Source organism: Arthrobacter zhangbolii (assembly GCF_022869865.1).
In the GTDB taxonomy this organism is placed as follows: Bacteria; Actinomycetota; Actinomycetes; order Actinomycetales; family Micrococcaceae; genus Arthrobacter_B; species Arthrobacter_B zhangbolii.
The window spans coordinates 1,373,768-1,396,706 of the sequence record NZ_CP094984.1; the positions used below are offsets into that span (position 1 = coordinate 1,373,768).

Genomic DNA, 22,939 nt, shown 5'->3' on the forward strand with positions numbered 1-22,939 from the left:
CCCGGCCAACTCATGCGGGAACCCCGCAGGGCGGAGCCGCCGGTCAGAATTCCAGTGCAGGTCAAACCCGAAACGGCAAAAGGTGATAGGCTCGAACTCCGTGGTGCAGCGATCAAATTCCAGGTTTCCCAAGTCGTCTTCTACGACCAAACACATCTTCGTCACCGGTGGCGTGGCGTCCTCACTCGGTAAGGGACTGACAGCGTCAAGTCTCGGCCATTTGTTGAGGTCGCGCGGCATAGCGGTGACCATGCAGAAGCTCGATCCCTACTTGAATGTGGATCCGGGCACAATGAACCCCTTCCAGCACGGCGAGGTCTTCGTGACCGATGACGGTGCCGAGACGGACCTCGACATTGGACACTACGAGCGGTTCCTTGATGAGAGCCTCGACGGTTCCGCCAACGTGACCACCGGCCAGGTGTACTCCACCGTTATTGCCAAGGAACGCCGCGGCGAATACCTCGGCGACACGGTGCAGGTCATCCCGCACATCACCGACGAGATCAAGCGCCGCATGCGCCTGCCCTCCGAGGCGAAGAAGACCCCCGACGTCATCATCACCGAAATCGGCGGCACTGTCGGCGACATCGAGTCCCAGCCGTTCCTCGAGGCAGCCCGCCAGGTGCGCCAGGACATCGGCCGCAACAACGTCTTTTTCCTGCACGTGTCCCTGGTGCCGTACATCGGCCCGTCCCAGGAACTGAAGACCAAGCCGACGCAGCACTCCGTGGCTGCCCTGCGCTCCATCGGCATCCAGCCGGACGCCATCGTCATCCGCTCGGACCGCCCGGTGCCGGATGCCATGCGCAACAAGATTGGCCGCATGTGCGACGTCGACGTTGACGCAGTGATCGGCTGCCCGGATGCCCCGAGCATCTACGACATCCCCAAGACCCTTCACTCCCAGGGCCTGGACGCGTACATCGTCCAGCACCTGGACCTGAAGTTCAAGGACGTCAACTGGACCAAGTGGGACCGCCTGCTTGAAGCCGTGCACAACCCCAAGCACCACGTCGACATCGCCCTGGTGGGCAAGTACGTGGACCTGCCGGACGCCTACCTTTCCGTGACCGAAGCGCTGCGCGCCGGCGGTTTCGCGAACAAGGCCAAGGTCAACATCCGCTGGGTTCCCTCCGATGACTGCGACACCCCCGAAGGTGCCGCGAAGGCGCTGGCCGGCGCCGACGCCATCTGCGTGCCCGGCGGCTTCGGCATCCGCGGCCTCGAAGGCAAGCTCGGCGCCCTGACCTATGCCCGGGAGAACAAACTCCCGACGCTGGGCCTGTGCCTTGGCCTGCAGTGCATGGTCATTGAATACGCCCGCAACGTGGTGGGCCTTGAGGGTGCCTCCTCGTCCGAGTTCGAACCGGATACGCAGTACCCGGTTATCGCCACGATGGCCGAGCAGAAGGACATTGTTGCCGGCGGCGGCGACATGGGCGGCACCATGCGCCTGGGCCTCTGGGATGCCAAGCTGGAACCGGAGTCCGTGGTTGCCAAGACCTACGGCAAGACGGAGGTGGCCGAACGTCACCGCCACCGCTACGAGGTCAACAACCAGTACCGTGACCAGATCGCCGACGCCGGCCTGGTGTTCTCCGGAACCACCACCGACGGCGGCCTGGTGGAGTTCGTCGAGCTTCCCGCCGATGTCCACCCGTACTACGTCTCCACGCAGGCTCACCCGGAGCTCAGCTCCCGCCCGACGCGTCCGCACCCGCTCTTCGCCGGACTCGTCAAGGCTGCCCTGGCCCACCAGAAAGCCAAGGCCTAGCACCATGACAGGGACGCAGGGGTTCGCTGACGAACAAAGCCCGCGGCGGCTGCTGGCATCGGAAACGGTGTACAGCGGTCAGGTGTGGGACGTGGTCAAGGAGAAGTTCACCCTGACCGACGACGGCGAGCCCCTCGTCCGTGACTACATCACCCACCCCGGCGCCGTGGCCATCCTGGCCATGAATGACGCCGGCCAGGTGCTGCTGATCAACCAGTACCGGCACCCGGTGAGGATGACCCTGTGGGAAATTCCGGCCGGCCTGCTGGACGTGGACGGCGAGGACTTCCAGGTCGGCGCCGCCCGCGAACTGGCGGAGGAAGCAGACCTGATGGCTTCGGAATGGCAGGTCCTGACCGATCTGTTCCTCTCGCCGGGTTCCTCCCGCGAGGCATTGCGGATCTACCTGGCCCGCGGTATTTCCGAAGTCCCGGCTGCGGAGCGTCACACCAGGACCCACGAGGAAGCCGAGATCAAGGCCGAATGGGTGGACCTGGATGATGCAGTGCAGGCAGCCCTGCAGGGGAGAATGCACAGCCCCTCTGCCGTCGCCGCGGTCCTTGCAGCCGCCGTCGCACGCGGCAACGGTTTCCGGGATCTGCGTCCGGCCGACGCACCGTGGCCCGAGCACCACTCGCAGCACTCCACCTGGCCCAACGGCCCGGTTCGCTAGCTAGGAACCAAGCATGACCACCGCTGACGCCTCACCGGGGAACAGCAACGACACCGTAGCCATCAACCTGAGCGGGTCCCTGAACCCCACACTCAAACTGGATCTGGATTCCGAAGCTGCCCGGCGCCTGCGGGACGCTGATCTGGCCGAGCTGGACCGCACCGGTCCCTCCCACGCATCCCGCACGGCAGCGCCCGCACCCGATGCGGGACCGGCCGGGGAACCCAAGACCCGGACCGGCGCCGCCCAGGCGGGTAATACCCCGGCCAAGGCGCCTGCCAGGTCGCGTGCCGCTACGTCGCACTCGGCTGCCGAAGAGCTCCGCTCCACCCCGGCCGGCCGGGCCATCGGAGCCTACCTGCAGCACATGGCCGTGGAACGCGGCCTGGCGGTCAATACGCTGGACGCCTACCGCCGCGACCTGCTGCGTTACGCCCGCTTCCTGGCCGCGAGGGGAGTGGAGGACATTACCCGTATTTCGCGGCACGATGTCACGGCCTTCGCCCAGTCCATCTCCGAAGGATCCGACGGTGCGTCTGCACTGAGCGTGCGCTCGGCGGCCCGGACCATTGTTGCGGTGCGCGGACTGCACCGCTTCTGGGCGCTGGAAGGAATGACCGCCGCCGATCCTGCGTCCGATGTGCATCCGCCCATGCCGGGCAAACGCCTGCCCAAGGCCATCAGCGTCAGCGAAGTCACGCGCATCCTCGAAGCCGTCTCGCTGGACACCCCGTCCGGCCTGCGCGACCGTGCCCTGCTCGAGTTCCTGTACTCGACCGGTGCCCGCATCAGTGAAGCCGTGGGCCTGGACGTGGATGACCTGTCCCTGGAACGGATTCCGGCGAAGGGTCCGGACGTGGTGCGGCTTTTCGGCAAGGGGTCCAAGGAACGCCTGGTCCCACTGGGTTCCTATGCTGCCCGGGCGCTGGATGACTATCTGGTGCGCGGCCGGCCCGCGGCCTCGGCCAAGGGCAAAGGCACTCCGGCGCTCTTCCTCAACGCCAGAGGCGGCAGGCTGTCCCGGCAGAGTGCCTGGACCATTCTTAAAAACGCCGCTGAGAAGGCCAACATCGGCCGTGACGTCTCGCCGCACACCCTCCGCCACTCCTTCGCGACGCACCTGCTCGAAGGCGGTGCCGACGTCCGCGTGGTCCAGGAACTGCTGGGGCATGCCTCGGTCACGACCACGCAGGTCTACACCTTGGTCACCGCAGAGACCCTGCGCGAGGTCTACGCCGCAGCCCACCCCCGGGCACTGTGATGCCTGCGGGCGGGGTGCCGGCCTTCCGGGCGTCCCCGGTGGTCCTCTGTTTCCTGTTCCGGAACACACAGGACGGTCCGCAGGTCCTGATGGGCCTGAAGAAGACCGGCTTCGGCCTCGGCCGGGTTGTCACCCTTGGCGGACACATCGAGGCGGGGGAGACTCCCGAACGGGCAGCCGTCCGCGAGGTGGAGGAAGAGTCCGGCGTCGTCGTCGCCGAAGCGGACCTGCAACGGGCCGGCACCATCGAATGGATCTTCCCCGCCGCACCGGCCCTGGACATGTCCACCGTCCTGTTTCGGGCACAGCGCTGGGAGGGCGATCCTGTGGAGACGGAGGAGATCCGCCCGGCCTGGTATCCGGCGGGGGAGATGCCCTATGCCAGGATGTGGCCGGACTCCGCCCACTGGATGCCCCGCCTGCTGGCCGGCGAATACTTCGACGCCGTCGTCACCATCGCCGACGACAACGTCAACGTGGCAAGCATCGTTTTTTCCTAGCTGCGGCCAGCAAACCCAGTGATAGGACGGGGGCTCCGGACGGCACAGCGGCCTGGACGGGTCGCCGGGCGAGGGCACGGCAGACGCAAAAGGGGGCCCGGATAAGGCGGCTTTAATATTCCCTGCGAGCTCTGCGAGCAGGGAATTTCGTTGCCGCCGTTCCGGACCCCCGATGCCGGGACGAAAGTGAACCCTACGGCAGGTGCCGCTCCTCGGCTCCGTTGTACTCGCTCAGCGGACGGATCAGGGAGTTGGCTTCGAGCTGCTCCATGATGTGCGCCGTCCACCCGGTAATCCGCGCCGCAACAAACAGCGGCGTGAACGTGGGCGTATCAAAGCCCATCAGGTGGTAGGCCGGGCCTGCCGGGTAGTCCAGGTTCGGCAGGATGTTCTTGCGCTCACCCATGGCCGATTCCAGCGCCGTGTACAGGTCCCCCAGGTCAGGGCGGTCATAGTGTTTGACCATGTTGTCCAGGGATGCCTTCATGGTCGGCACCCTGGAATCACCGTTCTTGTAGACCCGGTGGCCGAAGCCCATGATCTTCTTCTTCTGTTCCAGCGCCTCGTCCAGCCACGCTGCAGCGTGGGCCGCGACGTCGCCGTCGCCCGCGCTCTGCGCGATTTCCTCGAACGTGTGCATCACGGCTTCGTTGGCGCCGCCGTGCAGCGGGCCCTTCAGCGCACCGATGGCTCCGGTGACTGCCGAGTGCAGGTCCGAGAGCGTGGAGGTGATGACACGCCCGGTGAAGGTGGACGCGTTGAAGGAGTGCTCTGCGTACAGGATCATCGAGACGTTGAAGGCCTCCACCACCTCGGGGGCGGCTTCCTCGCCGAACGTCATCCAGAGGAAGTTCGCCGAGTAGCCCAGGTCATCCCGGGGCTCCACGACGTCCTGGCCGCGGCGGCGGCGCTGGTCGTAGGCGACGACGGCGGGCATGGCCGCGAACAGGCCCACGGCCTTGTCCATGTTGGCCTGTACCGATGAGTCCTCGGCCAGCTCATGCGAGGCGCCCAGGACGGAGGCTGCGGTGCGGCAGACGTCCATCGGGTGACAGGCGACCGGCAGCGCGTCGATGACGGCCTTCAGCTCGGGGGTGAGGGCCCGCTGGGCGCGTTCCCCGTCGGTGAACTCGGCCAGTTCCGCCTCGGTGGGCAGCTCGCCGTTCCAGAGCAGGTAGGCCACTTCTTCGAAGCTGCACCGGGCGGCGAGTTCCTGGACCGGATAGCCGCGGTAGAGCAGGGAGTTGGTCTCGGGGTTGACCTTGGAGATGCGGGTGGTGTCTACGAGTACCCCCGCCAGGCCCTTGTGGATCTGGGGATCTGTCATTGGTGCTGACTCCTTCGTCGTGCGGTTAATGCCTGGCCGGGTCTAGTGGGTGCCCGGAACCTGGAAGTTGAAAACGGACGTGTCGAAGTGGTTGTACGCCTCATAATCCACCAGATCGTACAAACGTGCACGTGTGAGCATGTTGGGCACATCGGACTCCTGCGTGCCGTGCGCCTTGATGGTTTCCAGAGTCCGCTCGGCCGCACCCATGGCGCTGCGCAGCAGCGTGACGGGGTAGATCACCATGTTCACGCCCACGGAGGAGAGCTCCTCGTAGGTGAACAGCTCGCTCTTGCCGAACTCCGTCATGTTGGCCAGGATCGGCACGTCGACGGCGGCGCGGATGGCCGCGAATTCCTCGAGGGACTTCATCGCTTCGGGGAAGATGGCATCGGCGCCGGCCTCCACCAGCGCCCGGGCGCGGTCCTGGGCGGCTTCGAGTCCGTCCACGGCGCGGATGTCCGTGCGGGCCATGATCAGGAAGTTCGGGTCCCGGCGCGCGTCCGCGGCGGCACGGATGCGCTTGACCGCGGTTTCGGTGTCCACCACGTTCTTGCCGTCCAAGTGGCCGCAGCGCTTGGGGTTGAACTGGTCCTCGATGTGGCAGCCCGCCAGGCCGGCGTTCTCGAGTTCCTGGATGGTGCGTGCCACGTTCATCGGCTCGCCGAAGCCGGTGTCGGCGTCGACGATGGCCGGCAGGTCGGTCATCCGGGCGATCTGCCCGGCACGCGTGGCCACCTCGGTGAGGGTGGTCAGCCCGATGTCCGGCAGGCCCAGGTCATTGGCCAGGACGGCGCCGGAAATGTAGACGCCGTGGAAGCCCTTTTCCTCGATCAGGCGGGCCGAGAGCGGGTTGAAGGCGCCCGGGAACTGCTGCAGGGTGCCGGAGGCCAGTCCTTCACGGAAGGCAATCCGCTTGGCTTCGGGGGTTACGGAGGAGTACAGCATTTAGAAGAGTCCCTTCGGTGCGGCGGCCGGGGTGATGACGCCGTCGGCGGCGGTGATGTTCAGCTGGTCCAGCTCGCCGGCGGCCAGCTCGGGCAGGCGCTGCACGGTGGCCAGGAAGCGCTCGATCTCTTCCTCGGACACCAGGCCGCGGGCCAGGGTGCGGAACTTGTTGATGTACTGCTCACGGGCAAACGGCTTGGCGCCCAGCGGGTGGGCGTCCGCAACGGCAATTTCGTCGGTGATCACGGTGCCGTCGGTCAGCACGATGGTGACCTTGCCGCCGAAGGCCTTCTCGCTGATGTCCAGCGAGTGGTAGCGGCGGGTCCACTCCGGATCCTCCACGGTGGTGACCTTGTGCCACAGTTCCACGGTGTCCGGCCGGCCGGCGCGTTCGGGGGAGTAGGAATCCACGTGGTGCCAGGATCCGTCCTGCAGGGCCACGGTGAAGATGTACGGGATGGAGTGGTCCAGGGTTTCGCGCGAGGCGGTGGGATCGTACTTCTGCGGATCGTTTGCGCCGGAGCCAATGACGTAGTGGGTGTGGTGCGAGGTGGCGATCAGGACGCTCTCCACGTTGGCCGGATCGGCGGCTTCGGGGTGCTCGCCGTGGATCTTGCGGGCCAGGTCAATCCAGGCCTGGGCCTGGTACTCCGCAGAGTGTTCCTTGGTGTACGTGTCCAGGATGGCGCGCTTGGCTTCGCCTTCTTCGGGCAGCGGAACCTCGTAGGCGGCGTCGGGACCGTCCAGCATCCAGGCGATCACGCCGTCTTCACCTTCATAGATAGGCGTGGGGGAAGTCTGGCCGCGCATTGCACGGTCCACTGCCTCGACGGCCATCTTGCCGGCGAAGGCCGGAGCGTGGGCCTTCCAGGTGGAGATCTCGCCCTTGCGGGACTGGCGCGTGGCGGTGGTGGTGTGCAGGGCCTGGCCCACGGCCTGGAAGATGGTGTCGACGTCGAGCCCCAGCAGCGTGCCGATGCCGGCGGCCGCGGAGGGGCCGAGGTGGGCCACATGGTCGATCTTGTGCTTGTGCAGGCAAATGGCCTTGGCCAGGTTGACCTGGATTTCGTAGCCGGTGGCGATGCCGCGGACCAGGTCCTTGCCGGAGGCCCCGGTGTGCTGGGCGACGGCGAGGACCGGCGGGATGTTGTCGCCGGGGTGGGAGTACTCGGCGGCCAGGAAGGTGTCATGGTAGTCGAGTTCACGCACGGCCACGCCGTTGGCCCAGGCGGCCCACTCGGGGCTGGTCTTGGCGAGCACACCGAAGACGGAGGCGCCCTTGCCGTGCGCCGAGGGGGAGAAGGAGAGGGCCTGGGCGCGGGCGGCGACAATGGGACCGCGGTTCAGGGATGCCACGGCTACGGAAGCGTTATCGATGATGCGGTTGATGACCATATCCGTGACGTCGGCGGTGACATCCACGGGGTCGGCGGCAACCCGGGCAATTTTGTAGGCGAGCTGATCCTCACGGGCCAGCTTCTCGTCGCTGCGGTAGACGCGCACTTTATGCAGGTTCACGGTGTGTCCTTATCTCAGGGGTGGTGATCTCAGGGGAACCGGTCCGGGCGGACCGAAGATGGTTGAGGCTTTTATGCAGGTGGACGGCGACGGCGGCAGCCGCCAGCTCCGGGTTGCCGGAGGCCACGGCGTCGGCGATGGTGGCATGCTCGCCGGCGGTTTCGAACAGCCGCTCCGGGTTGTCCTTGGCCAGCCGGCGGACACGGGCCAGATGCAGCCGCACGTTGCCCAGCGCCTGGGTCAGATAGGCATTGGCGGCGGCCGCGTCGATGGCGGCATCCAGTTCGGCCACCAGCGAGTAGTAGCCGGTGCGGTCGCCGTCGGCCGAACCGATCACTTCCCCGGCGGAGCGGAAACGGGACGCCAGCGCGTGGAAGGCCGGCGCCGGTCCGCGGACCGCGGCGAGTGCCGCTGCCTTGCATTCCAGCGCCTGCCGCAGCTCGAACAGGTCCGCAACGGTATCCAGCGATATGCCGGTAACCACGACGCCGCGTCCGCTGTGCGGGGCCGCCAAGCCGTCCGCGGTGAGACGGCTGAGTGCTTCGCGCAGGGGCGTGCGGGAGACGCCCAGCCGGGCGGACTGTTCCACTTCGCCCAGCACGGTGCCCGGCGGCAGCTCCCAATTGACAATGTCCTGGCGCAAGGCGGCATAAGCACGGTCACTGGCCCGCATGGTGCGCCTCCTCACGTCTGATACCTGCGTCACGTTCACCACAGTGTATACATGAGAGCGCAATTTAACGTATCCGGGCTCACAAAGTGCGGTCTGGATCCCTGCTGTGTATACAGATGCCTTTCCGAATGAAGCCGTCCCGGCCCGGACCGGCACGGTCTTGCGCCGTCACTGCCGCGCCGCTAGTAGCATGGCGCGTACCGCAGCGGATCGAGGAGGATTCATGGCAGAGCGCGACACCTACGCCCGGACCTACGCCCGGAGCACGGCAGACCCCGAAGGCTTCTGGCTGGAGGCGGCGTCCATGGTGGACTGGGACGTTCCGCCTGCGCTCGCACTCGAGTCCTCTGCCGCGCCCCTGTATGCGTGGTTCCCGGACGGGCGGCTGAACACCAGCTACAACGCCCTGGACCGGCATGTGGCGGCCGGCCGCGGGGATGCCGACGCACTGATCTACGATTCGGCCATGCTGGGGGTGCAGCGGACCTATTCCTACCGTGAGCTGCTGGCCGAGGTGGAAACCTTCGCCGGTGTGCTGCGCGGACTCGGGGTGGAGGCGGGGGACCGGGTGATCATTTACCTGCCCATGATTCCCGAAGCGGTGATTGCCATGCTGGCCACCGCCCGGCTGGGTGCGGTGCACTCCGTGGTGTTCGGCGGGTTCGCACCGCGGGAGCTGGCGGCACGGATTGACGACGCCGGCCCGAAAGTCATCGTGACTGCCAGCGGCGGGGTGGAGCCCAAGCGCAGGGTGGAGTACCTGCCGGCCGTGGCCGAGGCGCTGGAGACAGCCGGGCACCGGGTGGACGCCGTCGTCGTTGCCGAACGCAAGGGGTTCAGCTCGTCCCGCGCCGACTTCAACGGCGCGGGCGGAGCCTCCTGGCAGGACTGGGCGGAACTTGCCGCTGCCGCCGAACCGGCCGGACCGGTCTCCGTGGCCGCCGGTGACCCGCTGTACATCCTTTACACCTCCGGCACCACGGGATCACCCAAGGGAGTGGTGCGGGATAACGGTTCCCACGCCGTGGCCATGGCCTGGTCGATGAGCAACATCTACGGCGTCGGCCCGGGGCAGGTGATGTGGACGGCGTCGGACGTCGGCTGGGTGGTGGGCCACTCCTACATTGTCTATGCGCCGCTGATCGCCGGGGCAGCGACGGTCCTGTATGAGGGCAAACCGGTGGGAACCCCTGACGCCGGCGCTTTCTGGCGGGTTGCCGCCGAGCATGGAGTGGACGTGCTGTTCACCGCCCCTACCGCCCTCCGTGCGATCCGCAAGGCCGACCCGGACGCCGTCGAACCCGGCCGGTACGACCTGTCCCGGCTGCGGCACCTGTTTTCCGCCGGCGAGCGCCTGGACCCGGCCACCCTGGAGTGGGCGGGCGCCGCGCTGGATGTTCCGGTCTTTGACCACTGGTGGCAGACCGAAACCGGCTGGGCTATCTGCGCCAACCCCGTGGGCCTGGATGAGCTGCCGGTCAAACCCGGCTCACCCACCGTCCCGGTTCCCGGTTTCACCGTGCGCATCCTGGACGGCGCCGGGGCCGAGGTGCCGCCGGGAATGGAAGGGAACATTGCCCTGCGCCTGCCGCTGCCCCCGGGCACGCTGCGCACGCTGTGGGGCAGTGATGAGCGGTACCGGAACGCCTACTTGGAGGTCTTTGAGGGGTATTACGCCACGGGGGACTCCGGCTATCTGGATGAGGACGGCTACCTCTACGTGATGGGCCGCACGGATGACGTCATCAACGTCTCCGGACACCGCCTCTCCACCGGCGCCATGGAGGAAGCGGTGGGCTCCCATCCCGCAGTCGCCGAGTGTGCGGTGATCGGGGTCGCGGACCCGCTCAAGGGCCAGCGTCCCTGCGCCTACGTGGTGCTCAAGAGTGGCGCCGAGACGGACGCGGCGCAGCTGCAGCGCGAACTCGTGGAACGTGTGCGCTCGCGGATCGGGGCGGTGGCGGACTTCAAAGACGTCCAAGTGGTGGACGCCCTGCCAAAGACCCGCTCCGGAAAGGTGCTGCGCAAAACCATGCGCCAGATTGCTGACGGGGTCCCGCACACCGTCCCCTCCACCATCGAGGATCCGGCAGTGATCGAGGCCCTGACGCCGTTGCTGCGGCCGGGCGGGTCCCGGGGGTAACGTCGCCGGTTACCGCCGCCAGCTGTATTCAAGTTCCGGGCGGCCGCGGGTGCCGTACCTCGGGGCACGCAGCACGGCACCCTGATCGGCCAGGTGCTCCAGATAGCGCCGGGTGGTAATCCGGGACATTTCCAGCTGCACTGCCACCTCCGTGGCGGACAGAGGGGACGGGGCACGCTTCAGCAGGTCACCGACGGCGGCCAGTGTTTCTCCCGAGAGGCCCTTGGGCAGCACGGCTGCCACAGCCGGCCGGAGCGCGGCAAAGGCACTGTCCACTTCGCTCTGGGTGGTGGCGGTTGCCTGCTCGCCCATCCGGCGCCGGTACTCGGCATAGGTGGTGAGCTTGGTGCTGAACGCAGAGAAGGTAAACGGTTTGATCAGGTATCCGACGATCCCGCCGGACATGGCACTGCGCACTACGGCCAGATCCCTGACGGCGGTGATGGCGATGACGTCGACCGGCAGCCCCGCGCCCCGGATCCGGCGCAGCAGGTCCAGCCCGTGCAGATCGGGCAGGTTCATATCCAGCAGCACCAAGTCAATACCCGGTTCCTCCGCCGTCCGACCGGCGTCCTTGAGCATATTCAGCGCCTCCGTGCCGGTACGCGCGATCCCCGCGAGCCGGAACCCGGGGATGCGCCGGACGTACTCGGCATGGGCCTCGGCCGGGATCTGCTCATCTTCCACCACCAGGACGCCGATGGGGGACTGCGTGACCGTCACGGGGCCACATCCGTCAGGGCCGCCGGCGTTTGCTTCGGGGCGGGAACGGGCAGCTGCACACTGAAGCAGGCGCCGGGTTCCGATGAAACGCGGATGTCACCGTCCAGGCGGGTCACCGCCTGCCGGACCAGCGCAAGTCCTATGCCCCGTCCTGCCAGTGCACGGCCGTCGCCGGGCTCCTTGGTGCTGAACCCCTGTTCGAATATATGTTCGAGTATGGTGGGCGCGACGCCGGGCCCGTCATCCTGCACTTCGATCAGCACGTGGGTTTCCTCGGTATCCAGAAGCAGTGAAACGGACCCGTCTGCGGCATCAAAGGCGTTATCCAGCAGGTTTCCGATGATGGTCACCAGTTCCACGGGTTCCACGCCGCCGCCGGTGAACCGGCCGCACGTCTGCGCCACCTCGATGTGCAGGTCAATGCCGCGCTCGCGGGCCTGGGCGGCCTTGCCCATCAGCAGGGCCGTGACAGCCGGCTCTTCGACACCCGCCAGGACCTCGTCATTGAGCTGCTGGGACTGCTCCAGGTCGGCAGTGGCAAACCGGACCGCTTCCCCGGACCGGCCCAGCTCAATGAGCGAGACAAGGGTATGCACCCGGTTGGCGTGCTCGTGGGTCTGCGCACTGAGGGCATCCGCCAGGGTGCGCAGGGATGCCAGCTCGCCGGTCAGTGATTCGACGTCCGTATGGTCACGCAGCGTGGTCACCGTGCCGTAGCGCCGGCGCTGCGGGGCGGCGGAGACGGCAGCGGACTGGTTGACCACCAGGACGCGCTCGCCGGTGAGGTGGATTTCCTCCCGCGCGTCCCGCCCTGAACGAAGCAGTTCCGTCAGTGGTCCCGGAAGGGTAGGGAGCTGCTGCGGCCCGGATCCGCCGGGCGGCAGGCCCAGGAGTCCGGCAGCCTCGTCGTTGTACAGCACCAGCTGCCCCCGGTTGTTGTGCAGCAGCAATCCGTCACGGACCGAGTGCAGGGCGGAATCGTAAAAAGTGAACATATGGGCCAGTTCGCCGGGGCGCAGGTCATGGGTAACCCGGCGCAGGTAGCGGCTGAGCAGGTACGCGGCCACCGCTCCGACCGCCAGGGCCAGGGCATCGATGGCGAACAGTTCGGGCAGGCGGGCATCGCGGGCAATGCCCACGCGGTCCACGGTGATGCCGGCAGCCACTAGGGCAATGATGTTCCCGTCGTCATCCCGTACCGGTGTAATGGCGCGGACCGACGGCCCCAGGGTGCCGGTGTAGGTTTCGGTGAAGCTCTCGCCGGCGAGCGCCTGGTCCACTGAGCCGATGTAGGGCTTGCCTATCTGGTCGGGATTCCGGTGCGTAAGCCGGGTGCGGTCCGTGTCCATGATGGTCACGAAATCCACGCCGACCCGGTCCATGACATCCCGGGCGTACACCTGCAGGACTTCCGGCTCGGAAGATTCGACGGCGCTGCGCACGGTGCCGCTCGCGGCTACGGTGCCAGCAACCGCCAGCATCCGCTGACCGGTCTCCGCATACGTGTTTTCTTCGGCCTGGTTGTACAGCCCCCAGCCGATGCCGCCGGAGACGCAGAGGATGAATGCCAGCTGCGCCAGCAGGAAGCGGCGGGCCAGGCTCCACTGATGCACGTTCGTCCTTACGTCTGCCGGAAATGGGTATTAGTTGGGAAATCTGTCGAGAACAGTATGAACACAAGGGTGACTGTGGTCACACAGGGGCAGAAGATGGGAGCCGATCAAAAGCAACTAGGAGTACCGCCATGGCAGCTGCCGCTTCCCCGGCCGCCGGTTCACAGAAGAGCCGCCGGCCGGACAGAACACATTTCCTTTACATCGCCGTCATCGCGGCGGTGGTGCTCGGTGCCGTCATCGGCCTGGCCGCACCCGAGTTCGCCAAGTCCCTGAAACCGCTCGGGACCGGGTTCATCAGCCTCATCAAGATGATGATCGCCCCGGTCATCTTCTGCACCATTGTCCTAGGCATCGGTTCAATCGCCAAAGCAGCCACGGTCGGCAAGGTCGGCGGCCTGGCGCTGGGCTACTTCATCATCATGTCCACCTTCGCCCTGGCCATCGGCCTGGTGGTGGGCAACTTCATCCATCCGGGTGAGGGTCTGGATATCGCCGCGTCCTCGGATGCCGCGCCGGCCGCCGCGGAAGACGAGGAGGGAATGACGGGCTTCCTGCTCAGCATTATTCCCACCACGCTGCTGGCCTCCCTGACCGGTGAAAGCATCCTGCAGACCCTCTTTGTTGCCCTGCTCGTGGGCTTCGCGCTGCAGAAGATGGGCACCGCCGGCGCCCCCGTGCTCAAGGGCATCGGCTACATCCAGGCACTCGTGTTCCGTATCCTCATGATGATCATGTGGCTGGCACCGATCGGTGCGTTCGGCGCCATTGCCGCCGTCGTCGGCGAGACCGGCATCCAGGCCATCGTCAGCATGGCCACCCTGATGGTCGCCTTCTACCTCACCTGCATCCTCTTCATCGTGGTGGTCCTGGGCAGCATCCTGAAGCTGGTCACCGGCGTGAACATTTTCAAGCTCATGCGCTACCTCGGCCGCGAATACCTGCTGATCTTCTCCACGTCCTCCTCCGAGGTGGCACTGCCCCGCCTGATCGCCAAGATGGAGCACCTGGGTATCTCCAAGCCGGTGGTGGGAGTGACGGTTCCCACCGGCTACTCCTTCAACCTGGACGGCACGGCCATCTACCTGACCATGGCGGCACTTTTTGTTGCCTCAGCCATGGGCAAGCCGCTGGAGCTCGGTGAGCAGATTTCGCTGCTGGTCTTTATGATCATTGCGTCCAAGGGTGCCGCCGGGGTTACCGGCGCTGGCCTGGCCACCCTGGCCGGCGGGCTGCAGTCGCACCGCCCCGACCTCATCGACGGCGTAGGCCTGATCGTGGGCATCGACCGGTTTATGTCCGAGGCCCGTGCACTGACCAACTTCACCGGCAATGCCGTTGCCACCGTGCTGATCGGCACCTGGACCAAGGAAATCGACAAGGAACAGGTCACCGCAGTGCTGGACCGCGAGCGTCCCTTCGACGAGGCCAGTATGAACATCGATGCAGGCACCGACGAGCCGCGCGAGACAGAAGAGTCCCGCGAACTGGCCGAAACCGTTCCCGGCCCTGCCGGAAGCGCGCCGGCTGCCCCCCGGCACTGACGCCCATCTGCCTACGAACGCCCCGCCCCGGCATATCCGGGGCGGGGCGTTTTGCTGTGCCGTGCTCTTTCGCGCTGCCCGCGCGCCCCGGACCGACTGCCCGTGAAACCGGCATAATGGGCGCATCCGGCACGGGAGGAAGATCATGACGGCTCTTGGCCCCTATCTGCGGCGCGGATCGCTCAATGCCTCGGCGCAGCCGTCCCTGGCCGCCGACGGGCTGGTCCTGCGGCCCTGGACCGTGGATGACGCCGCGGTACTGGTCACCGCCTACAGCCAGCCGGAAATAGCCTTTTACAACCGCCGCACCATGGATGGCGAAGCCGAAGCGCGGGGATGGATCACCAGCTGGTCCGCCCGTTGGCAGGACGAATCCGGGGCAAACTGGGCCGTGTGCAGCGGCGGCGGAGACGTTGTAGGCCGTGTGGCGCTGAGCCGCCTCAACCTGTACGAAGGCGAGGGCGAGCTCGGGTATTGGGTGATGGAAGCGGAGCGGGGAAAAGGTGTGGCGGCCCGCGCCGTGGAAGCGCTTAGCCAATGGAGTTTCAGCGCTCTGGGGCTGAAACGGCTTCAGCTGTCCCACTCGGTCCGCAATGAGGCGTCCTGTGCGGTGGCACGGAAGGCCGGTTATGCCTTCGAGGGGATCCGGCGCAGCGGACTGCGGCACCAGGACGGCTGGCATGACATGCACCTTCACGCTGCGGTGAACCCGCAAGGTTCGAGTTCTACTTGAGCGTCAAGGCTCGCCGGTGTTCGGGGCGACGATTCACGGTATGGCCGTGGCCCGGCTGTAACCTTGACAAAGACAGCCCGCAGGACAGCTAGATACGGAAGCGTGGATTTATACGTGAGCAGCGATCAGAGTTCGTCGACTCTGCAGGACGCAACCGCAACCGATACGGCGATGGGTCCCACCGGACGTCCCGTCACGGAATTCCCGGAACCTCCCGTCCTCACCTCACATGGCCCTGCGCGGATCATCGCGATGGTGAATCAGAAGGGCGGGGTCGGCAAGACCACCTCCACCATCAACCTCGGGGCCGCGCTGGCCGAGGCCGGCCGCCGCGTTCTGCTGGTGGACTTTGACCCGCAGGGAGCCCTGTCCGCGGGTCTCGGAGCCAACCCCCACGAGCTGGATCTCACCGTCTACAACGTGCTGATGGACCGCAAGGTGGATATCCGCGAGGCCATCCATGAAACCGCGATCGAAAACATCCACCTGCTGCCGGCCAACATTGACCTGTCCGCGGCAGAGGTCCAGCTGGTGAACGAAGTGGCCCGCGAGCAGGTGCTCGAACGTGCGCTTCGCCGCGTGAGTGACGAGTACGACGTCATCCTCATCGACTGCCAGCCCTCCCTGGGCCTGCTTACCGTCAACGCACTGACCGCGGCGCACGGCGTGATCATTCCGCTGATCTGCGAATTCTTCGCCCTCCGCGCGGTTGCGCTGCTGGTGGAGACCATTGAAAAGGTGCAGGACCGCCTCAACCCGGGCCTGCAGGTGGACGGTGTCCTGGCCACCATGTATGACGCCCGCACCCTGCACAGCCGCGAGGTCATTTCCCGGCTGGTGGAAGCCTTCGGTGACAAGGTCTTCGAAACGGTCATCAAGCGGACCATCAAGTTTGCCGACGCCACCGTGGCCGCCGAGCCGATCACCTCCTACGCAGGGAACCACCCGGGCGCCGACTCGTACCGCCGTCTGGCCAAGGAACTGATTGCCCGCGGCGGCGCGCCCTAAGCCGGCCGGGCCTGCTGCCGCGCCCGACGACGCTCCGCAGCAGAGGGCGTCCGAACGAGGCGGCTTTGAAGTACGCCTGACAAACTTCACCGGGCCCTTCGATGTGCTGCTGGGGCTGATCTCCAAGCACGAGCTGGACATCACCGAGATAGCCCTCGCCGCGGTCACGGATGAGTTCCTGGGCTACATCCGCGAGCTTTTCGGCACCGGCCCGGAGGTGGCGCTGGACGAGGCGAGCGAATTCCTGGTCATCGCAGCAACGCTTCTGGACCTCAAGACTGCGCGCCTGCTGCCGGCCGGAGATGTCGAAGACGAAGAAGACGTTGCCCTGCTCGAGGCCCGCGACCTGCTCTTCGCCCGCCTGCTGCAGTACAAGGCGTTTCGGGAAATGGCGCGGCTGATGGGGGAGCGGCTCACCGAGGAAGCCAGGCGCTTCCCCCGTCAGGTAAGCCTGGAACCCCGTTTTGCGGCCATGCTGCCCGAACTGATCTGGCGCACCACACCGCAGCAGTTCGCCGAGCTTGCCGCCCGTGCCCTCCAGCCCCGGGACGAGCAGCCCCCAACGGTGGGCCTGGATCATCTGCACGCGCCTAAAACCAGCGTCCGGGAGCAGAGCCGCATCCTGGCCGGCAGGCTGTTTGACCAGGGCGCGGCTACGTTTGCCGAGCTGGTCTCGGATGCCGACGGGCCTGTGGCGGTGGCCCGGTTCCTGGCGCTGCTGGAGCTGTTCCGGGACGGAGCGGTCAGCTTTGACCAGGATGCTCCGCTGGGAGAGCTGCGGATCACCTGGACCGGCGGAGACCCGGAATCCGCGGTTGCCTTGGTTCCGGCTGATGAATACGCCGGCACCGGCGAGAGCAGTGCCGGTAGTGAAAGGATTCTGACATGACGGCAGAGCAGCATGATTCGGCAGCACGCACCGTTCCCGGCGACGCCCCGGACGGGGCTGCGCTGCCCGGCGGAGTGAAGCCGGCGGTGGAAGCGGTGCTGATGGTGGTGGACGAACCGGTGGCGCCTGCTGAACTGGCCGCGGTGCTCGAGGTGCCGGAGGCTGAGGTGCTCCGGGCACTGGAGGAACTGCGCCGTGAGTATGACGGCTATACTGGGGATGGACCCGAGGGCGCACCGCGTGGTTTTGAACTCCGCGATGTTGCAGGCGGATGGCGGATTTTTTCCCGCGCTGACTATGCGCCCGTTGTGTCGAAGTTTGTACTGGAAGGCCAGAGTGCACGGCTGTCGCAGGCCGCACTGGAAACATTGGCGGTTATTGCCTATCGGCAGCCCGTCTCCCGGGCCCGGGTCTCCGCGATCCGGGGAGTAAACGTCGATTCGGTGGTCCGCACGCTGGTACAGCGTGGATTGATCGTCGATGCCGGCACCGAACCGGAAACCGGTTCGCTGCTGTACCGCACTACGCCGTACTTCCTGGAACGGCTCGGTGTGGGCAGCCTCGACGAACTTCCGCAGATTGCACCGCACCTGCCCGGGCTGGAAAACCTGGCCGAATATGAAGACACTACTTATTAACCGCTACACCCAAAGGACTTACTCATGACACCAGCACCCCGTTCCGGATCCGGCCGCAATACCCCGCGCGGCGGCGGACGCAGTGCCGGTGGTCCCGCTGGCGGCAAGGGCTTCGGCCGCGGCTCCAAGCCCGCTTCGCCGCGCTCCGGCGGCCCCCGCTCCGCCTCCGGCCTGAAAAAGGGCGAAGAGCGCGCCAACGGCTACCGTCCCGCACCCGAGGTGCGGCCCGAGAAGTTCAAGTCCGACGCCGTAAAGGCCTTCGGCCCGACGCCCGGCAAATCTGCCCCCAAGTCCGGTGCGCCGAAGTCCGGTGCGGGTGCCCGTTCCGGCGGTGCCAAGTCCGGTGCCGGCAAGTTCGGCGGCCCCCAGGCCGGTCAGCGCAAGAGCGGTGACCGTGCCTTCCGCAACGAGCGATTCGGCCAGAACCTGGGCCCGGTCCGCCGTTCCACCACGCGGCGTCCCGCCGCACCGGTAATCTCCGAGCACCACAACCCCGAGGGCATCCGCCTGCAGAAGGTAATGGCCAGCGCCGGCGTCGCCTCCCGCCGCGTGTGCGAGGAAATGATCGCGGAAGGCCGCGTGGAGGTGGACGGCGAAGTCGTCACCGAGCTTGGCGTCCGCGTTGATCCCGCCACGGTGGCCATCCATGTGGACGGCATGCGCCTGCAGCTGGACGAAAACCTGAAGTACTACGTCTTCAACAAGCCCCGCGGCGTCATCTCCACCATGGAGGATCCCGAAGGCCGTCCCTGCATCAGCGATTACCTGAAGCCCAGCAGCAAGCATGAGCGCCTCTTCCATGTGGGCCGCCTGGACAACGAGACCGAGGGTCTGCTGCTGCTGACCAATGACGGCGAGCTCACCAACCGTCTGACCCACCCGTCCTTCGAGGTGCCCAAGACGTACCTGGTCCAGGTCCGCGGCCCGATGGGGCAGGGCGTGGGAGCCCAGATGCGCGAAGGCATCGAGCTGGAGGACGGTTTCCAGAAGGTGGACTCCTTCAAACTGGTCGACTCCACGCCCGGGCACATCCTGGTAGAGGTGGTCCTGCACTCGGGCCGTAACCGTATTGTCCGCCGGCTGTTCGACGCCGTCGGGCACCCGGTGGAGCGCCTGGTCCGCACCAAGATCGGCCCGATCAGCCTGGGGGACCAGCGTCAGGGCAGCATCCGCGTTCTCGGCCGCGGCGAGGTGGGACACCTGCTCGCTTCCGTAGGGCTCTAGGGACATGGCCGAAGCCGCTGACGGGGGCACACACCTGTCCGGATCCGTACTGATTATCGGTACGGGACTGCTGGGCACGAGCATCGGCCTGGGGCTCCGTGCCCGGGGCCTCGACGTTGTCCTCTCGGACCTCTCGCCCTCCACTGAAGCCGTTGCCCGGGACATTGGCGCCGGGCGCCTGCTGCGTTCCGTAGAGGCCGCCTTTGCGCCCTCTCTCGTAGTGGTTGCCGCTCCGCCGGATGTCACCGCTTCGCTGGCTGCGGCCGCGTTGAAGGACTGGCCGGACGCCGTCGTTGTTGATATTGCGAGTGTGAAGTCTGCTGTGCTGACCGATCTGCGCTCCAGCGGCGCGGACCTGAGCCGTTACGTTGGCACCCATCCCATGGCCGGCCGGGAGAAATCCGGGCCGGTGGCTGCACGGGCTGAACTGTTCAACGGGATGCCGTGGGTTATCTGCGCGCCGGAGGAAGCAACCCCGAATGCGGTGCGCAGGGCCGAGGCCATGGCCTATGACCTGGGAGCCGTAGTGTCGCGGATGTCGGCGGAGGACCACGATGCCTCCGTGGCGCTGACCTCGCACCTGCCCCAGGTGATGGCGTCCCTGGTCGCCAGCCGGCTGCAGGAAACCCCCTCGCAGTCCCTGGCCCTGTCCGGCAACGGCCTGCGGGACGTGACCCGGATAGCGGCCAGCGATCCGAACCTGTGGGTGCAGATCCTCAGCGGCAACGCCGGGCGGCTGGTACCCATCCTGCACGGCGTGCGGGAGGACCTAAACCGGCTGATCCGCACGCTGGAGGATCCGGTGGCGGACGGTGCCCGGCTGGACATGGCGCAGCTCATCGCCGAGGGCAACGTGGGCCAGGCCCGGATTCCGGGCAAGCACGGCGGGCCGGCCCAGTCCTTTGTCTCCTTCACGGTCCTGGTGGATGACACCCCGGGTCAGATTGCCCGCCTCCTTACCGAGATTGGGGAGATCGGCGTCAACCTGGAGGATCTGCGGCTGGAGCATTCCTCCGGTCGGCAGGTGGGGCGGGCGGAAATCTCCGTGCTCCCCGGCCGGGTAAATGATCTGGTTTCTGAATTAAGCGCCCGCGGGTGGAAGGTAGTGCAGTGAGTTCGAATATTGATCCGGCCCAGTTCCGGCAGGGCAAGCCCCTGGTGGTGGCCATTGACGGCCCGTCCGGCTCCGGCAAGTCCAGCATCAGCCGTGAAGTGGCCCGCCGGCTGCACGCCGCCTACCTCGACACCGGTGCCATGTACCGCGCCGTCACGCTCTCCTGCATGGAAGCGGGTATCGACCTGACCGACTCCGTGGCTGTGGAAGCCGCTGCGGAGACAGCCGATATTGCCCTGAGCATGTCCCCGAACGAGGAATGGGTCCGGGTCAGCGGCCGTGACGTCACTGACGCCATCCGCGAACCCTCGGTCTCCTCCTCCGTCAGCGCCGTGGCCACGACGCTGGGCGCCAGGGCCGAACTGGTCCGCCGCCAGCAGCAGCTGATCCGGGACTCCGGTCTGCGGATTGTGGCCGAAGGCCGCGACATTACCACTGTGGTGGCGCCCCACGCCGAAGTGCGCATCCTCCTCACCGCCAGCGAGGAAGCCCGGCTCCGCCGTCGCGGCATCCAGCTCGGGGGGACCCAGAGCGCGGCTGCACTGAAGGAACAGGTGCTGGTCCGCGACGCCAAGGATTCCACGGTGGTGGATTTCCAGCAGGCAGCCGACGGCGTCACCACCATCGACTCCTCGGACCTGGATTTCGAAGAGACGGTCGCGGCCGTGCTCGACGTCGTTTTCAGCAGCACCCACTAACACCGACGCCGGGAACCCCGGCAGCACCCGCGGGCTCCGGCCCGTGTTTCAATGGGAGGTGGGTCCCTGCGGCAATGCCGCACGGATCTTCCCCTGCACTTACCGGGCTGAACGTCCGGAGACGGCCTGTATGCACAGTGCTGCAGACCTCAACGGAAAGAAAGCAATTCTATGAACGGCAAACCTCTCAACGACGACACCGCCGGTGACGGGACCTCCACGGATGAATACATCCCCGTAGGAGAAGACTCGATCAACGAGCGCCTGGCGGCAATGGACGACGACGAGGCGGAGATCCGCGCCCGCTCCCTCCGGGCCGGCCTTGAGGACTACGAACTCGACGAGGAAGACGCCGCCCTGCTTGCCGGCGGCTTTGAGGAATACGACGAAGACGCGCCCCTGCGCCAGGATCCGGTCGTAGCCATTGTGGGACGGCCGAATGTCGGCAAGTCCACGCTGGTTAACCGCATCCTGGGCCGCCGCGAAGCGGTGGTGGAAGATACTCCGGGCGTTACCCGTGACCGGGTGTCCTACCCGGCGACCTGGAACGGCGTGAACTTCACCCTGGTGGACACGGGCGGCTGGGAGCATGATGCCCGCGGCATCCACGCCCGGGTGGCGGACCAGGCCGAGATCGCCGTCGACCACGCCGACGCCGTCATGCTGGTGGTGGATGCAACAGTAGGCATCACCGCCACCGATGAAGCCGTGGTGCGGATGCTGCGCGGCAAGAAGAAGCCGGTCATTGTTGTTGCCAACAAGGTTGATGACATCCAGAACGAAGCCGACGCGTCTGCTCTCTGGGCGCTGGGCTTCGGCGAGCCGTACCCGGTCTCGGCCCTGCACGGCCGCGGCACGGGCGACATGCTTGATGCCGTGATGGACGTCCTGCCCGAGTACTCGGCCTACGGCGGATTGGACCGCTCCGGCGGTCCCCGCCGCATCGCCCTGATCGGACGGCCGAACGTGGGCAAGTCCTCGCTGCTGAACAAGCTGGCAGGCTCCGAACGCGTCGTCGTTGATGACCTGGCCGGGACCACCCGTGACCCGGTGGATGAAATGGTTGAACTCGGCGGGCGCACCTGGCGCTTCGTGGATACCGCCGGCATCCGCCGCCGCCAGCACATGGCCCAGGGTGCGGATTTCTATGCTTCGCTGCGTACGCAGGCTGCCCTGGAAAAGGCCGAGGTTGCCGTGGTGCTCCTGGCCGTCGACGAGGTCCTTAGCGAACAGGATGTCCGTATCCTGCAGCTGGCGATCGAATCCGGCCGCGCACTGGTCCTGGCCTTCAACAAGTGGGACCTGCTCGACGACGACCGCCGCCGCTACCTCAAGACGGAGATCGAGCGCGACCTGGCGCACGTGGAGTGGGCCCCGCACGTGAACATCTCGGCTAAGACCGGTTGGCACAAGGACAAGCTGGTGCCCGCACTGGACACCGCCCTGGAAAGCTGGGACAAGCGCATCCCCACCGGCAAGCTCAACGCCTTCCTGGGCGAGCTGGTGGCGGCGCACCCGCACCCTGTCCGCGGCGGCAAGCAGCCCCGTATCCTCTTCGGCACCCAGGCATCCTCCCGCCCGCCGAAGTTCGTCCTGTTCACCACGGGTTTCCTGGACCCGGGGTACCGCCGCTTCATTACCCGCCGCCTGCGCGAAACCTTCGGCTTCGAAGGAACACCCATTGAGGTGTCCATGCGTGTGCGCGAAAAGCGCGGCAAGAACAGCCGGCGCTAATTTCACCGCACGCACGGTAGCGGTACGGATAACGGGTTTGTCCCTGGGGACAGGCCCGTTTCCGTATCCCGCGGAGTCTGGGCTTTCATTGCGCAGTACGCGTCCTCCGGCACCCTTTGGGGGAGCAGTACCTGCACTATGAACCGGGTTCCGTCGCGGCGGCGGACCCGATTCGGGACTTTGGCTGCTTATGATGTAGAG

20 protein-coding genes are annotated in these 22,939 nt (G+C 66.6%); 14 read left to right on the top strand and 6 right to left on the bottom strand.

Annotated features, from left to right (window positions below; translation table 11 throughout):
• Window positions 1-82: 82 nt before the first annotated feature.
• The 4 genes from pyrG (at window position 83) to MUK71_RS06390 (ending at window position 4,211) form a co-directional block, all read left to right on the top strand.
• Window positions 83-1,777: a CTP synthase gene (gene pyrG, locus MUK71_RS06375; protein ID WP_279326973.1), complete on the top strand. Its 1,695-nt coding sequence runs from the start codon at window positions 83-85 to the stop codon at window positions 1,775-1,777.
• 4 nt (window positions 1,778-1,781) lie between these two features.
• Entirely contained in the window at window positions 1,782-2,450 is a 669-nt protein-coding gene (locus tag MUK71_RS06380; RefSeq protein ID WP_227928068.1) for an NUDIX domain-containing protein, read from the top strand.
• Between the two features lie 367 nt (window positions 2,451-2,817).
• Window positions 2,818-3,711: a site-specific tyrosine recombinase XerD gene (gene xerD / locus MUK71_RS06385; protein ID WP_231709834.1), complete on the top strand. Its 894-nt coding sequence runs from the start codon at window positions 2,818-2,820 to the stop codon at window positions 3,709-3,711.
• On the top strand, window positions 3,711-4,211 hold the full coding sequence (locus tag MUK71_RS06390; RefSeq protein ID WP_227928067.1) for an 8-oxo-dGTP diphosphatase: 501 nt from the start codon (window positions 3,711-3,713) through the stop codon (window positions 4,209-4,211). The genes xerD and MUK71_RS06390 overlap by 1 nt, the downstream gene beginning before the upstream one ends.
• 193 nt (window positions 4,212-4,404) lie before the next feature.
• Here the strand turns inward: MUK71_RS06390 and MUK71_RS06395 are convergent, their stop codons facing one another.
• Genes MUK71_RS06395 through MUK71_RS06410 form a run of 4 tightly spaced genes read right to left on the bottom strand, consistent with a single transcriptional unit; the run spans window position 4,405 to window position 8,677 of the window.
• Window positions 4,405-5,538: a bifunctional 2-methylcitrate synthase/citrate synthase gene (locus MUK71_RS06395; RefSeq protein WP_227928066.1), complete on the bottom strand. Its 1,134-nt coding sequence runs from the start codon at window positions 5,536-5,538 to the stop codon at window positions 4,405-4,407.
• A 42-nt stretch (window positions 5,539-5,580) separates the two neighbouring features.
• Window positions 5,581-6,486 (bottom strand): methylisocitrate lyase, encoded by a 906-nt coding sequence (gene prpB / locus MUK71_RS06400; RefSeq protein ID WP_227902336.1) that lies wholly within the window; start codon window positions 6,484-6,486, stop codon window positions 5,581-5,583.
• A complete protein-coding gene (locus MUK71_RS06405; protein WP_227902335.1) occupies window positions 6,487-8,004 on the bottom strand; it encodes an MmgE/PrpD family protein in 1,518 nt (505 codons plus the stop codon).
• A complete protein-coding gene (locus MUK71_RS06410; protein ID WP_227902351.1) occupies window positions 7,991-8,677 on the bottom strand; it encodes a GntR family transcriptional regulator in 687 nt (228 codons plus the stop codon). The genes MUK71_RS06405 and MUK71_RS06410 overlap by 14 nt, the downstream gene beginning before the upstream one ends.
• A 223-nt stretch (window positions 8,678-8,900) precedes the next feature.
• On the opposite strand from MUK71_RS06410, the gene MUK71_RS06415 reads away from it, so the two are divergent.
• Window positions 8,901-10,820 (top strand): AMP-binding protein, encoded by a 1,920-nt coding sequence (locus MUK71_RS06415; RefSeq protein WP_227928065.1) that lies wholly within the window; start codon window positions 8,901-8,903, stop codon window positions 10,818-10,820.
• A gap of 9 nt (window positions 10,821-10,829) precedes the next feature.
• Here MUK71_RS06415 and MUK71_RS06420 read toward each other — a convergent pair whose 3' ends face one another.
• Both MUK71_RS06420 and MUK71_RS06425 read right to left on the bottom strand, forming a co-directional pair.
• On the bottom strand, window positions 10,830-11,543 hold the full coding sequence (locus MUK71_RS06420; RefSeq protein WP_227928064.1) for a response regulator: 714 nt from the start codon (window positions 11,541-11,543) through the stop codon (window positions 10,830-10,832).
• On the bottom strand, window positions 11,540-13,156 hold the full coding sequence (locus MUK71_RS06425; RefSeq protein WP_227928063.1) for a sensor histidine kinase: 1,617 nt from the start codon (window positions 13,154-13,156) through the stop codon (window positions 11,540-11,542). The genes MUK71_RS06420 and MUK71_RS06425 overlap by 4 nt, the downstream gene beginning before the upstream one ends.
• Window positions 13,157-13,287: 131 nt before the next feature.
• Here MUK71_RS06425 and MUK71_RS06430 point away from each other — a divergent pair, with 131 nt between their 5' ends.
• From MUK71_RS06430 to der, 9 genes are all read left to right on the top strand, one after another.
• Entirely contained in the window at window positions 13,288-14,700 is a 1,413-nt protein-coding gene (locus MUK71_RS06430) for a cation:dicarboxylate symporter family transporter (protein WP_227902331.1), read from the top strand.
• A 145-nt stretch (window positions 14,701-14,845) separates the two neighbouring features.
• Window positions 14,846-15,433, top strand: a complete 588-nt coding sequence (locus MUK71_RS06435) for a GNAT family N-acetyltransferase (RefSeq protein ID WP_227928062.1) — start codon at window positions 14,846-14,848, stop codon at window positions 15,431-15,433.
• A gap of 114 nt (window positions 15,434-15,547) precedes the next feature.
• Complete coding sequence (locus tag MUK71_RS06440) at window positions 15,548-16,441, top strand: ParA family protein (RefSeq protein WP_227902329.1); 894 nt, start codon at window positions 15,548-15,550, stop codon at window positions 16,439-16,441.
• Complete coding sequence (locus MUK71_RS06445; protein ID WP_423724596.1) at window positions 16,419-17,330, top strand: segregation and condensation protein A; 912 nt, start codon at window positions 16,419-16,421, stop codon at window positions 17,328-17,330. The genes MUK71_RS06440 and MUK71_RS06445 overlap by 23 nt, the downstream gene beginning before the upstream one ends.
• A complete protein-coding gene (gene scpB / locus MUK71_RS06450; protein ID WP_227928061.1) occupies window positions 17,327-17,968 on the top strand; it encodes an SMC-Scp complex subunit ScpB in 642 nt (213 codons plus the stop codon). The genes MUK71_RS06445 and scpB overlap by 4 nt, the downstream gene beginning before the upstream one ends.
• A gap of 24 nt (window positions 17,969-17,992) precedes the next feature.
• A complete protein-coding gene (locus tag MUK71_RS06455; RefSeq protein WP_227902327.1) occupies window positions 17,993-19,192 on the top strand; it encodes a pseudouridine synthase in 1,200 nt (399 codons plus the stop codon).
• A gap of 4 nt (window positions 19,193-19,196) precedes the next feature.
• Entirely contained in the window at window positions 19,197-20,306 is a 1,110-nt protein-coding gene (locus MUK71_RS06460) for a prephenate dehydrogenase (protein WP_227902326.1), read from the top strand.
• Window positions 20,303-21,004 carry a (d)CMP kinase gene (gene cmk / locus MUK71_RS06465; protein ID WP_227902325.1) on the top strand — a complete coding sequence of 234 codons (702 nt, stop codon included), beginning with the start codon at window positions 20,303-20,305 and terminating at the stop codon, window positions 21,002-21,004. Before MUK71_RS06460 ends, cmk begins: the two co-directional genes overlap by 4 nt.
• A gap of 171 nt (window positions 21,005-21,175) precedes the next feature.
• Window positions 21,176-22,738 (top strand): ribosome biogenesis GTPase Der, encoded by a 1,563-nt coding sequence (gene der, locus MUK71_RS06470; RefSeq protein WP_227902324.1) that lies wholly within the window; start codon window positions 21,176-21,178, stop codon window positions 22,736-22,738.
• Window positions 22,739-22,939: the final 201 nt, after the last annotated feature.

Coding starts and splice junctions, on each gene's coding strand:
- MUK71_RS06430 (WP_227902331.1), top strand. CDS start 13,288: ATGGCAGCTGCCGCTTCCCCGGCCGCCGGTTCACAGAAGAGCCGCCGG.
- MUK71_RS06410 (WP_227902351.1), bottom strand. CDS start 8,677: ATGCGGGCCAGTGACCGTGCTTATGCCGCCTTGCGCCAGGACATTGTC.
- MUK71_RS06390 (WP_227928067.1), top strand. CDS start 3,711: ATGCCTGCGGGCGGGGTGCCGGCCTTCCGGGCGTCCCCGGTGGTCCTC.
- der (WP_227902324.1), top strand. CDS start 21,176: ATGAACGGCAAACCTCTCAACGACGACACCGCCGGTGACGGGACCTCC.
- prpB (WP_227902336.1), bottom strand. CDS start 6,486: ATGCTGTACTCCTCCGTAACCCCCGAAGCCAAGCGGATTGCCTTCCGT.
- MUK71_RS06415 (WP_227928065.1), top strand. CDS start 8,901: ATGGCAGAGCGCGACACCTACGCCCGGACCTACGCCCGGAGCACGGCA.
- MUK71_RS06455 (WP_227902327.1), top strand. CDS start 17,993: ATGACACCAGCACCCCGTTCCGGATCCGGCCGCAATACCCCGCGCGGC.
- MUK71_RS06435 (WP_227928062.1), top strand. CDS start 14,846: ATGACGGCTCTTGGCCCCTATCTGCGGCGCGGATCGCTCAATGCCTCG.
- MUK71_RS06395 (WP_227928066.1), bottom strand. CDS start 5,538: ATGACAGATCCCCAGATCCACAAGGGCCTGGCGGGGGTACTCGTAGAC.
- MUK71_RS06460 (WP_227902326.1), top strand. CDS start 19,197: ATGGCCGAAGCCGCTGACGGGGGCACACACCTGTCCGGATCCGTACTG.
- MUK71_RS06380 (WP_227928068.1), top strand. CDS start 1,782: ATGACAGGGACGCAGGGGTTCGCTGACGAACAAAGCCCGCGGCGGCTG.
- scpB (WP_227928061.1), top strand. CDS start 17,327: ATGACGGCAGAGCAGCATGATTCGGCAGCACGCACCGTTCCCGGCGAC.
- xerD (WP_231709834.1), top strand. CDS start 2,818: ATGGCCGTGGAACGCGGCCTGGCGGTCAATACGCTGGACGCCTACCGC.